Source organism: Streptomyces sp. NPDC051286 (genome assembly GCF_044455345.1).
Classification (GTDB): Bacteria; Actinomycetota; Actinomycetes; order Streptomycetales; family Streptomycetaceae; genus Streptomyces.
In genome coordinates this window covers 1-10,180 of sequence record NZ_JBITER010000091.1, presented here as the reverse complement: position 1 = coordinate 10,180, position 10,180 = coordinate 1, and the positions used below count along the sequence as shown (strand labels likewise).

The 10,180-nt window shown below is 66.6% G+C and carries 14 protein-coding genes and 3 pseudogenes; 8 read left to right on the top strand and 9 right to left on the bottom strand.

What is annotated here, in order from left to right:
* Positions 1-92: 92 nt before the first annotated feature.
* Together ACIBB8_RS36510 and ACIBB8_RS36505 are read right to left on the bottom strand one after the other, a co-directional pair.
* Positions 93-383, bottom strand: a complete 291-nt coding sequence (locus tag ACIBB8_RS36510; protein WP_398959566.1) for a hypothetical protein — start codon at positions 381-383, stop codon at positions 93-95.
* Positions 384-446: 63 nt separating this feature from the next.
* Positions 447-611: pseudogene (locus ACIBB8_RS36505) on the bottom strand (IS5/IS1182 family transposase); the annotation flags it as partial.
* A 239-nt stretch (positions 612-850) separates the two neighbouring features.
* On the opposite strand from ACIBB8_RS36505, the gene ACIBB8_RS36500 reads away from it, so the two are divergent.
* A complete protein-coding gene (locus ACIBB8_RS36500; protein WP_398959564.1) occupies positions 851-1,027 on the top strand; it encodes a hypothetical protein in 177 nt (58 codons plus the stop codon).
* Between the two features lie 394 nt (positions 1,028-1,421).
* On the opposite strand, the gene ACIBB8_RS36495 is transcribed toward ACIBB8_RS36500, so the two are convergent.
* The 3 genes from ACIBB8_RS36495 to ACIBB8_RS36485 all read right to left on the bottom strand — a co-directional run bounded on the left by ACIBB8_RS36495 (position 1,422) and on the right by ACIBB8_RS36485 (position 3,038).
* Positions 1,422-2,162 (bottom strand): hypothetical protein, encoded by a 741-nt coding sequence (locus ACIBB8_RS36495; protein WP_398959563.1) that lies wholly within the window; start codon positions 2,160-2,162, stop codon positions 1,422-1,424.
* Positions 2,129-2,425, bottom strand: coding sequence for a DUF3800 domain-containing protein (locus tag ACIBB8_RS36490; protein WP_398959561.1), 297 nt, complete (start codon positions 2,423-2,425; stop codon positions 2,129-2,131). Before ACIBB8_RS36490 ends, ACIBB8_RS36495 begins: the two co-directional genes overlap by 34 nt.
* A 367-nt stretch (positions 2,426-2,792) precedes the next feature.
* Complete coding sequence (locus tag ACIBB8_RS36485; RefSeq protein WP_398959559.1) at positions 2,793-3,038, bottom strand: hypothetical protein; 246 nt, start codon at positions 3,036-3,038, stop codon at positions 2,793-2,795.
* A gap of 175 nt (positions 3,039-3,213) precedes the next feature.
* On the opposite strand from ACIBB8_RS36485, the gene ACIBB8_RS36480 reads away from it, so the two are divergent.
* The 4 genes from ACIBB8_RS36480 (at position 3,214) to ACIBB8_RS36465 (ending at position 6,969) form a co-directional block, all read left to right on the top strand.
* Positions 3,214-3,621, top strand: a complete 408-nt coding sequence (locus tag ACIBB8_RS36480) for a hypothetical protein (protein WP_398959557.1) — start codon at positions 3,214-3,216, stop codon at positions 3,619-3,621.
* Positions 3,622-3,899: 278 nt separating this feature from the next.
* On the top strand, positions 3,900-4,595 hold the full coding sequence (locus tag ACIBB8_RS36475) for a hypothetical protein (RefSeq protein WP_398959555.1): 696 nt from the start codon (positions 3,900-3,902) through the stop codon (positions 4,593-4,595).
* A gap of 104 nt (positions 4,596-4,699) precedes the next feature.
* Complete coding sequence (locus ACIBB8_RS36470) at positions 4,700-5,794, top strand: integrase core domain-containing protein (RefSeq protein ID WP_398959553.1); 1,095 nt, start codon at positions 4,700-4,702, stop codon at positions 5,792-5,794.
* A gap of 101 nt (positions 5,795-5,895) precedes the next feature.
* Positions 5,896-6,969, top strand: coding sequence for a transposase (locus tag ACIBB8_RS36465; RefSeq protein WP_398959551.1), 1,074 nt, complete (start codon positions 5,896-5,898; stop codon positions 6,967-6,969).
* A gap of 226 nt (positions 6,970-7,195) precedes the next feature.
* Here the strand turns inward: ACIBB8_RS36465 and ACIBB8_RS36460 are convergent, their stop codons facing one another.
* Both ACIBB8_RS36460 and ACIBB8_RS36455 read right to left on the bottom strand, forming a co-directional pair.
* Positions 7,196-7,381, bottom strand: a complete 186-nt coding sequence (locus ACIBB8_RS36460) for a hypothetical protein (protein WP_366696091.1) — start codon at positions 7,379-7,381, stop codon at positions 7,196-7,198.
* Complete coding sequence (locus tag ACIBB8_RS36455) at positions 7,378-7,671, bottom strand: hypothetical protein (protein ID WP_366696093.1); 294 nt, start codon at positions 7,669-7,671, stop codon at positions 7,378-7,380. The genes ACIBB8_RS36460 and ACIBB8_RS36455 overlap by 4 nt, the downstream gene beginning before the upstream one ends.
* A gap of 267 nt (positions 7,672-7,938) precedes the next feature.
* Here ACIBB8_RS36455 and ACIBB8_RS36450 point away from each other — a divergent pair.
* Positions 7,939-8,286, top strand: a pseudogene (locus ACIBB8_RS36450) (transposase); the annotation flags it as partial.
* A 36-nt stretch (positions 8,287-8,322) separates the two neighbouring features.
* Here ACIBB8_RS36450 and ACIBB8_RS36445 read toward each other — a convergent pair.
* On the bottom strand, positions 8,323-8,736 hold the full coding sequence (locus ACIBB8_RS36445; RefSeq protein ID WP_398959549.1) for a DUF6086 family protein: 414 nt from the start codon (positions 8,734-8,736) through the stop codon (positions 8,323-8,325).
* A 256-nt stretch (positions 8,737-8,992) separates the two neighbouring features.
* Here ACIBB8_RS36445 and ACIBB8_RS36440 point away from each other — a divergent pair, with 256 nt between their 5' ends.
* Entirely contained in the window at positions 8,993-9,175 is a 183-nt protein-coding gene (locus ACIBB8_RS36440; RefSeq protein WP_398959547.1) for a hypothetical protein, read from the top strand.
* 14 nt (positions 9,176-9,189) lie between these two features.
* Here ACIBB8_RS36440 and ACIBB8_RS36435 read toward each other — a convergent pair.
* A pseudogene (locus ACIBB8_RS36435) lies at positions 9,190-9,423 on the bottom strand (IS110 family transposase); the annotation flags it as partial.
* Between the two features lie 101 nt (positions 9,424-9,524).
* Between ACIBB8_RS36435 and ACIBB8_RS36430 the strand changes: the two are divergent.
* Positions 9,525-10,180 (top strand): IS5 family transposase (locus tag ACIBB8_RS36430; protein WP_398959545.1); only part of this gene is annotated, 656 nt, incomplete at its 3' end.

Below are 10,180 nucleotides of genomic sequence, written 5' to 3'. Positions count from 1 at the left end.
CCTCACGGAACTCCGCGTCGAACTTTCGTCGCTTCTCTGCCATGACCCCCAACTTCCCCTGCAGTCACGGCCTCTACGCTACGAGGGGATGGTCACTCGGCGCGGTCTATTGGACGGCCCCAGTCGAACACTTGGATAGGCAGGCAGTCTGCAGGGTTGTCGCCGGCCTCCGACGAACCGTGCTTCTTGCCAGCCGACGCCCACCATTCGAGGTCGGGCAGTACGTGACGTACTCGCGCCAGGACATCCGGCGACCTGATCACAGCTTCGAAATCGACCTCTCCCTGACGGATGTCTGCCATGCCCAGCAAGGTACGCACCGCACGTACCGCTTCAGGCAGGTCGGCGGTTGTGAGGACAGCAGCCGCAGCAGAGTTACTCATCCCGGAACCATAAGACGGCACTCACAGACCGGCCCGAGCGGGTTCTGACCTGCCTCGCATTTGCTAGGACCGGAGCCATATTGCAAGCGACGCTGCGGTGACGGTGCCAAGGAAGACGTAACCGCGCTTGTCGTACGGCGTGGCTACCGCCCGGGACTGCTTGAGTCGGTTGATCGCCTGTTCCACGGTATTGCGTTTCTTGTAACGCTCTTCGTCGAGGCCGGGTGGCGCGGTTGGCGAGGGCGGCGAGCTGGTCGTAGTCGACGCCGTCGACCGGCCGCACGTGCTCAGGGGCTCGCACCCACACCCGGTACTCCGCCGCCTCCACGTTGCCGTCCTCAGCGGCACCGAAGATGAGTACCACGCCCGCGAAGACCTGCAGAGCCTGGAGCGCGCAGCCCAGGAGGAGCGCCGCCGCCAAGAGCGCGAGGAGGAGCTGCGCCGCCGGGAGGCGGGGAAATGGCCGTGTGCGGTGGCCGGCCTATCCAGGCGATGCCGGGGGCGAGCCGGTGGTCCGGGGCGGCCCGTGCACGGTCTGCGGCACGATCACGGACAGCGAGAAGCCGCCCACGGCGGAACGGGCGGCCACGGCTGCGGAGGCCGCCGAGACCAACGGGATCCCGGCCCGCCTGCGCCGCAAGTAGCGGTGCAGCATCCCTCTTCGGGCGGGCGCGGGTTGCGGTCCTGGCTGCGCAACGGTGGTCCTTACGGGTTGCCGTCCCGGTTGCGTAACGGGGTGTCCAACGGGTTGCGGGCGGTCCGTCGGGGCGGCGGGTGTCCGGGCAGGTCACCGCCCCTGGGTCAGCCCCCGGCCAGGCCCGACACCTCTTCCACCAGGACGAGGTGCTTTCTCTTCCCCGCTCCCGGGCCGGTGGGCAAGCTCTGGGGTGTGGTGGGCAGCCGGTCCGGGCAAGCCGCCCAGCCGACGCCGTACGACGAGTGCACCCTGTACGCGCGGGGGTGGTCAGCTGCTCATACTCGGGCAGGTCGAGCTTCGTGATCCGGCCTTCGGGCAGCACCTCGGGACCGTCGCGACCGTCACCCCTGGACGGTAGGCGGCCAGACTCCACCGATCAGCCACGGCCTCGCCACGTCCTCCAGCTCCTGCGAGAAGCGGTCGCCGCCGCCTACAGCCAAGTGCCGCGCCCACTGCCTTGTCGCGCCCGCGGCCCAGTCCGCCACCTGGAGCTGCGGGTGCGCCTTGCTGTCCGCGAACTCGATTCCGAGGACCGGCAGCTGCTGGTTGAACTCGCCTGGCCGGGCGGGGTTGGGGAGGAAGTGCACCGTCCGCAGCAGGACGGCGTTCCGGTCGATCACCTTCGACTGGTCGTGGATGAGCCGGAAGTGCTGGCCGAGAATCTCTCCGAAGGCGAGGCCCAGGCAATACAGGGCGGGGACTGCCGGGTCGAGCTCGTCCTTGTGCTCGCCCGCCACGATGGCCGCGGCCGTCTTGTCGGCGATGGCACGGCACTGCTCCAGCTTGTTGATGAACCGCAGGAAGTCAGTGTCCAGCACGGAGGCATTGAGGGCAGCGATGGCCTCGAACAGCTCCTCGGTCGAGGCGCTCTCACGCACCCAGCCGACGAAGACCTGGAGCAGCCGCTCGTAGGCTTGCGCGTCCCCGAGCACTGGGCCGCCCATGTGCAGTATCTCGGCGAAGCGCAGCGACAGCCGGCCCTGGTACAAGTTGATTCCGTTGCCGTCTGCCCGCGGCTCCACCAACAGCTCAACCAGCTTCGCGATCATTATGAACCGCTTGTCCACCACGTACGTCCGCACGCTTCCCTCGGGCAGCCGCGAGAAGGCCCGCAACAGGGCCTTCCGGCCGCCCGAAGAGCCAGCGAGAGCACTGTCTTCGGCTCCTTCTGGTTGGCTGGCATCTGGGCACGGAGCTCGTCGACGATGGACCCGGCCAGATCGTCGCGCAGGTGAACCCCGGCCACCGTGAACACGGGCTGATGCGGGTCGAGGAGGTTCTGGCCCGAGTTGGCCGACTCGTCGACGTAGACGACAGCGGGCTCGGTAGCCGAAGAAGAGGACATGCGCGAAGGATGCCCGCCGGTATCGGGCCAGGCCAGTAGGTTTCGAAGGCCGCCGCAGCGGGAGGCACCGCGACGAGACCGCGGACATGAGACTGCCCGGCTACAAGCGCTGACCCAATACGAGAGGTGGCCACCCAGACCCTTCGAGCGACCACTCCTACGTCTGGGACGCCACACTGTTCGGCAGTCAGGCCGCCTATTCCAGTCCGAGTTCGGTGAGTTGCGCGAGTTGCTGCTCCTCGACGTTCTCGCGTCACCGCGGCCCCGGTGTACCGGCCGTATCTGGCTCCACGGACGTACGAAGTTGATCTGGCTCCACCGGGACGAGCTGCTTGCAAGATGAGGTCCGGATACGTTGTGAGGCCGGTCAGCCGACCCAGCCGAGCTCACGGATCTCGATCGCCCCGGCGTGCGGCATGTACTGGATCCAGCACCTGCGCCCGAACGCCTCCCGGATCTCCTCCCACGCGCCGGCATCACGGACATCGGGCCAGGCACGCGGCCCCATCCGCACCGTCTCGATCAGCGCCAGCACCTCCTTGCGGGCCTGGTCGCTCGGCAGCTCAGCCATGACCTCCCCCGCCAGTTCCTCCACGACAACGCCGTACTGCACCCCGCACCCCTGGTAATCGACTCGGCAGCACCGTAGAGCGAACCCGGCGAAGGCGTCGGAGCCTGTGGATAACCCGGATCAACACCCTAGGCAAGCAGGGGATGGACGCGGCCCCGTTCTGGCCAGGGAAGATTGACAAGACCTGGACTGACAACGTGTGTGTGAAGGGGTGCTGATGAGTATCACCGAGACGGCGAACGGCCCCGGCATGCGCCGAGTGCTGGGACGGATGGGGCGGTGCGTCCTGTCGTACGTCCTGCTGCACGTGGCCGTCTGGATCGTCATCGCGCTAGTGGTCCCGGACTGGTCCTTCCTTGATAGCACGCGGGTCGGCCTGCTGATGCTGGCCTTCACCGGCATCCCCACGGTGCTCCTGGCGATCGTGGCCGGACTGGCCCATCAGCACATGGAGGTTTCCCGGTTCCGGGCCCTGCTGGCCTTCCCCATGGTGTTCTTTGCGCTGCCGCTCATAGGGGCGGCCATGGCCGAGGCGCTGGTGCTCCAGGTTATGGCCCAGGTGGCCTTCGCGGTGTGGCTGATGCCCGCACCTCTCGTCCCGGAGAACTGGAAAGGACAGCCGTAGCAAGCCGATGAGACGACTCGTGCCCCGGCGGGGAAATCCTCCGAGGCACCATTCATGACGGGCGTGAGCGGTCTGGGCTCTGGGTCGGCGAGCGGTTCTCTCCATCGGCCCCCAGGCCTCGGCGTCCGGTCCGGGAGTAACGGCTCGACTTGCGTCCACTGCGCATCAGTCAACGGCACACCCGAACCCCACTGAAGAACCGAGGCTAAGGCTATTGCTCCACTGCCGCGGCGCGCTCCATGGTGAGACCATGCGGGTGCGAAGGCTTGGGAGAGCATATGGAAGAGTCACGGTGGATTCAGCGACGGGTCTCGACCAGCAGCAAGACACTGCGATTACCGAGGGCGTTACTCTCCTTCGCCCTTGTCGATCTGACCTGGGAGATCGTCAAGGTCAATCTGAGTAGCCATGTCCGCGGAGACTGGCCGTGGCGACTCACGGTGCTCGACGCGTCTACATGCGCAGCCGTGGTCGCTCTGCTGACCGGCATTATCGTGACCCGATCTCAACTGTCGCAGACCATGCAGCCCGTATTGAGTTGGTCCGGGTTCGAGGGACGCAGTCACGAACTGACGGACTCACTACGAACGGTATCCCTCGCCAATGCTGGCGGGGGACGAGCCGTGGTGCGCTCCGTCACCTACCGGATCCGGGCATCCGGGCCATACGCGGGCAGTGCTGCCATCCCTTCTGGCTGGATGCCCTGGCGCACCGCCATCGACTCGCTTGTAGCACTTGGGCTCGATTGGGACCAAGACTTCTTCCTCCTTCACCTCGGTTCCGGCGCGGCTCTCCCGATGACGAGCGTCGGCCGAGAAGGTATGGAACTGCTCGCTCTGGGTTCGAACGCTCTTGAACGCCTGGCCGTGCTCGACATCAAGATCCAGGTGACCGACGTCCTGGGCGACGTCCATGAACGAGATCTGCAGGGCATCCGTCCACTGCCGAGGACGCGCCACAGCGCCAGCGCATAACACTGCGCCTGCAGAAAACTCATCCGCGCAGGTCGCGGCCCTGATCGCCTGCAACCACGTCGCCCCGCCCTCGGGAGCCCTGCGACCGGTGCATATGATCACTCGTGCTGCTCCGCCTGGCCTACCTGGCCGTCACGAACGCCTTCGCCGCCCTGCGTTTGCTGCCGATGTCCGACCGGGACAAGGACTCGGAGATCCTGGTCCTGCGCCACCAGATCACCCTCCTTGAACGACAACTCGGTGCCGAGAAGGTCAGGTTCACGCGCGCGGACCGGGCCTTTCTCGCCGCGCTCCTTGCCCCGCTGCCCCGCGAGGCGCTGCGCCGAGTGCGGCTTGTGGTCCGCCCCGACACGATCCTGCGCTGGCATCGCGACCTGATGAAGGACCGTCACGCGAAGACCTGCCGCCCCAAGCGTCCCGGCCGCCCACGCACAGTGCGCTCCGTCCGCGCCCTCGTGCTGCGGCTGGCCCGTGAGAACAGCACGTGGGGCTACCGGCGCATCCACGGCGAGCTGGCCATCCTCGGCGTCAAGGTCGCCGCCTCCACCGTCTGGGAAATCCTCAAGGCCGAGGGTGTCGCGCCCGCGCCCGGCCGGACCGCCACGACCTGGGCTACCTTTCTGCGCACCCAGGCCGACGCACTCCTGGCGTGCGACTTCATCGAGACCGTCACTCTGACTGGACAGCGCCAGTACATCCTCGCCGTCATCGAGCATGCCACCAGGCGCGTGCGCGTCCTCGGCACCACCGCGCATCCGACCGCGGCTTGGGTCGCCCAGGCCGCGAGGAACCTGGTCATGGACCTGGAGGACGCCGGGTTGCGGGCCACGTACCTGATCCGGGACCGCGACACGAAGTTTCCCGCCCTGTTCGACGAGATCCTCGCCGATGCAGGCATCCAGGTCGTCCTCTCCGGCGTGCGGATCCCCAGAATGAACTCGATCATGGAACGCTGGGTGCAGACCTGCCGCCACGAGCTTCTCGACCGTACCTTGATCTGGAATGAGCGCCATCTCCTCCGTGCGCTCCGCGAGTTCGAGCAGCACCACAACGCCCACCGGCCCCACCAGGCCATGAACCAGACGGCGCCCCTGCGCGCCGTTCCCGAACCCCTCGAACCCGGACGGATCGCCCGCCTCGACATACGCCGGCACGACCGCCTCGGCGGGGTCATCCACGAGTACCGACACGCTGCCTGACCAGCACGGACGGGTTTTCGGCAGGCGCAGTGCCAAAACTAGCGCGTAGCCTCTGATCAGGGCCTTTGCAGTTCAAGGCGATCATGGCATGCTCGGACTGCATGGCGTTGCGCGTGCTCTACCTGATCTTCATCCGGCTTCTCGGACTGCTCCTGCTGCTGTCACGCTCGGAGGAGGCCAAGGACATTGAGCTCCTCGCGCTGCGCCACGAGAACGCGGTGCTGCGCCGCCAACTCGGTACCCGGCCGGACCTGACGTGGCCGGACCGCGCGGTACTCGCCGCCCTCGCCCGGCACCTGCCGGCCAGACTGCGTCGCCACCGCCTGGTCACCCCCGGCACCCTGCTGTCCTGGCACCGCCGACTGCTGCGCTGGAAGTGGAAACAGAAACCCGCGCGGACCGGACGCCCGCCGGTCTCCGAGGAACTCACCGCCCTCATCCTGCGCCTGGCCCGCGAAAACCCGACGTGGGGCTACACCCGCATCCAGGGCGAACTGCGACGCCTCGGCCACCGCGTCGGAGCCTCCACCATCCGCCGCATCCTCCGCAGCGCCGGCCTCACCCCCGCACCCCGCCGAAACCCGGGCACTCCGACCTGGCACGATTTCCTACACGCCCAAGCCTCCGGCCTGCTCGCCGCCGATTTCTTCCACGTCGACACGGTGACCCTGAGACGGCTGTACGTGTTCTACGTCCTGGAAATCGGCACCCGCACCGTGCACATCCTCGGTGTCACCGCCCACCCCACCGCGGCCTGGGCCACCCAGCTCGCCCGCAACCTCCTCGCCGACCTCGGTGACCGCGCCTCCGGCTTCCGCTCCCTGTTGCGCGACCGCGACAGCCGCTACACCCAGGCCTTCGACGCGGTCTTCACCGCCGACGACATCGAAATCCTGAAGAGTGCGCCGCAGACGCCGCGGATGAACGCCCACGCGGAGAGGGTCATACGCACGGTCAGGGCCGAATGCACCGACCGGCTGCTGATCTACAACGAGCAACACCTACGGCACGTCCTCGCCGAGTACGCCCAGCACTACAACACCGGACGACCCCATCGGGCCCTGCAGCTCCGCGCTCCAGTCGACGACCCCGACGTCATCCCCTTCCCCGCACAGCGCATCCAACGGCACGACGTCCTCAGCGGACTCATTCACGAGTACCGCGACACCGCCTGAGGAAGATCAGCGAAGTTGACGAACGCGCAGGTCAGCGCATGTGCAGGGCTTTTGGAACCCTACAGGAACCAAGTGGCCGTGGCTAGACTCACTGTCAGTGACGAACAGGGTCCCCCTCATCTGGGTGGGCCCTGATGTCCACGGTTCTTGTGGTGGCGCCGTCGGCCAAGAGGCCGACTTGGGTTTGGGTGCTCTGTCATGCGGCGGACGGTCGCTCGGACGTTCTTCAGCGGCCGTCGCACGGGTCGTCGTCCGCAGACACCGGCTTGGTGTCGGCCGCCAGGCAGGAGGAGTACACCCGCGGCGGCGTGGGCCGCGGCTTCGGTTCCGACGTGGCGCCCACGGCAATGATCGCCCCGGCACCGACGAAGGTTAGCCCTGCCATCGCGGCGAGCCAGGTAGCGCGGCTCACTGATCGCCACGGAAGTGGTTACGGAGATCGTCACGGCAGTCGTCCTCGGTGCCGACCTGGACTCGTGAGAAGGCCAGCACTCCGTCTTCCTTGCCTTCCTGCTTGGCCTTGGCCAGCTGCGTCTCGATGTCCGCGATGCGCTCGGCGCACTCGGCACTGACGGACTTCTCGGGCTGCGGGGCCGGTGCCGAGGAGGCGTTCAGTTTGGCGGTGGCGGCGAGGCCAGCCGCGCACAGCACCGCCCACGCGGCAACCCACGCGCGGCGGCTCATCCGTATCGGCTTAGGCATCCAGGCATCCTACGAGCGCCGCGGCGGACTGTCGCCGAATCGGAACTTCCTCGTCGACGAGACCAACGACGGAGCCAGCTGGCATCGCCGACGAGGGCGACGGTGTCCGACCGATCGCGCGTCAGCCTCGACTGCTTGCTACTCGCCGCTCGCCGAAGTCGGCGCGGGCAGCCTCGTCTTCACGTTCCGTCCGCAGCTCGGGGCGTCTCCTGCAGGCCGCCGTCGCCTACCGCCCCGACACGACCGCCGGCCTCGCCGCGGCTCGGTCACGCCGTGGGAATACAACTTCTCGACCAGGCCAAGAAGACGTACCCGACTATCTCCAAAAGCTGGGTCGACACCGGCTTCAAGAAGGCCGTCGTCGAGCACGGCGCGAGCCTGGGTATCGATGTCGAAGTCGTCAACAGAAACCCGGAAATCCGCGGCTTCCACGTCGTCAAAAGACGCTGGGTGGTAGAACGCAGCATCGGATGGATCATGATGCACCGCCGCCTGGCCCGCGACTACGAGACCCTCAACGCCAGTTCCGAAGCCATGATCCACATCGCCTCGATCGACAACCTCGCCAAGCGCATAACGGACGAGACCACACCCACCTGGCGAGGCACCTACTAGGGCATAAGGGGCGATCATCCTAAATCAAACGCCCTCTCAGGTCGCTATGTGTCGGATGAGCTCGTGTGACTTCTGCCGCAGTGCGGCTGTCCACTCCTTTGCATGGGGATCCGAAGCCGTCTTGAGATAGCGGCTCTCGGCGCGCTCGGCCGCCTGCCAGTTCACCTCGATGTTCGCTTTCTCAGCCAAGGCCAGCACTGTGGCAACGAACCCTTCGGACAGGGTGGCCATGATGGCGTGCCTGGTTTTGCTATGCCAGGCGAGCAGGGCGTCGACGAACGCTGCGAATGCGATGGGGTCGATCTGACACTCGTCAGCTTCCATGGGGCCGATGCCGGATGGCTGACCCAATTCGGCTTGATAGACGGTGACCTGGCTCATGAACAGCCGGGACGCCCCGTTGGACGGGTTCCACAGGGTTTGGTCGCTCAATTTGTAGTACTGGCTCACGTCAGCCTCTCACTGCTGGTCATAGGGGGTCGACGCTACGGTCAGTCAGCCCTCCACGGAAAGTGAGCCAGAGCCCGAGAACCGACAGCACATGTTCACCACTTCGGGAGGCGGTGAGTCCGAAAGTGTTCGAAGGGCGTACCGATGAGATTCGGCTGTGGGGTCCCGCGAGACGCTTCGCTGGTGATGATGCACTTCGGTCACGACTTGGGGAAGTGGATGGGCCTGTCGTGTACCTGCGGTACACGCTGTGCCTATGGCGAGACGATCACAGGTCCGGACGGGTACGCCGGGCGGCTGCCTTCTCAACGGATGCCTGACCGTTCTGGGACTGCTGTTCGTGGCCGTCGTCGGCGTGTGGATCTGGCTGGAGACACAGCCGGCGCGTGATGAGGCCCAGGCGCGCAAGAACCTGCGGGAGAACGTCGAAGGGCGTTGATGCCCCTATGGATGTCAAGCAACGACTCCCGCGGGGCTTGGGTGGTTGGCTGGGGTGCTCGTGGGGACGATGAGCCGGTAGATCTCTCGAGCGATGTATCGCTTGAGGCAGCGGATGATCTCGCGGCGTGTCTTGCCCTCGGTGAGGCGTCGTTGCAGGTAGTCCTGGGTGCGCTGGTCCCAGCGCAGGCGGCTGAGGACGATCCGGTAGAGGGCGGCGTTGGCCTGACGGTCGCCGCCGCGGTTGAGAGGGCGTTAAGTCCCTTTTCCCTTGGTTCGTGATCGCTCGTTCGTGGGATTGGCCGTCGTACAGGCCAGCCGTTCGGCATGTGCATGCTGGGATGCGGGGCATGGAGCGGAGACCGTATCCGAGCGACTTATCGGACGAGCAGTGGGCGTTGATCGAGCCGATGATCACGGGCTGGAAGCAGGACCGGGTGAGCCGGTCGGCAACGGGGGATCCCGGGGCCTGTGATCTGAGGGAGGTGGTGAATGCGATCTTCTACCAGAACCGGACGGGCTGTCAGTGGCGCTATCTGCCTCATGATCTGCCGGCCTGGTCGGCGGTGTTCTACTACTTCACGCTGTGGCGCCAGGACGGGCTGGACCAGCGGATCCAGGAACTTCTGCGCTGTCAGGTGCGGGAGAAGGCCCGCCGATTAGAGGACCCGTCCCTCGTGATCATCGACACCCAGTCCGTGCGTGCGGCCGCGGGTGTCCCGAAGACCACGACGGGACTGGACGCGAATAAGAAGACGCCGGGCCGTAAGCGGGGACTGGCCGTGGACGTCCTGGGGCTGATCATCGGCGTCGTCGTCCTGGCCGCCTCGACCCACGACAACGCCGCCGGCACGGCCCTGCTCGACCAGGCGGCCGAGCGGTGCGGGATGCGTCTGGAGAAGGCTCTGGTCGACCAGGGCTTCAAGGATGAGGTCATCATCCACGGCGCGCTGCTGGACGTCACCGTCGAGGTCGTCCGCCGCAACCCCGCCGACCAGGGGAAAGG

Coding starts and splice junctions, on each gene's coding strand:
- ACIBB8_RS36465 (WP_398959551.1), top strand. CDS start 5,896: ATGGCGTTGCGCGTGCTCTACCTGATCTTCATCCGGCTTCTCGGACTG.
- ACIBB8_RS36510 (WP_398959566.1), bottom strand. CDS start 383: ATGAGTAACTCTGCTGCGGCTGCTGTCCTCACAACCGCCGACCTGCCT.
- ACIBB8_RS36455 (WP_366696093.1), bottom strand. CDS start 7,671: ATGCCTAAGCCGATACGGATGAGCCGCCGCGCGTGGGTTGCCGCGTGG.
- ACIBB8_RS36440 (WP_398959547.1), top strand. CDS start 8,993: ATGGCGAGACGATCACAGGTCCGGACGGGTACGCCGGGCGGCTGCCTT.
- ACIBB8_RS36480 (WP_398959557.1), top strand. CDS start 3,214: ATGAGTATCACCGAGACGGCGAACGGCCCCGGCATGCGCCGAGTGCTG.
- ACIBB8_RS36475 (WP_398959555.1), top strand. CDS start 3,900: ATGGAAGAGTCACGGTGGATTCAGCGACGGGTCTCGACCAGCAGCAAG.
- ACIBB8_RS36490 (WP_398959561.1), bottom strand. CDS start 2,425: ATGTCCTCTTCTTCGGCTACCGAGCCCGCTGTCGTCTACGTCGACGAG.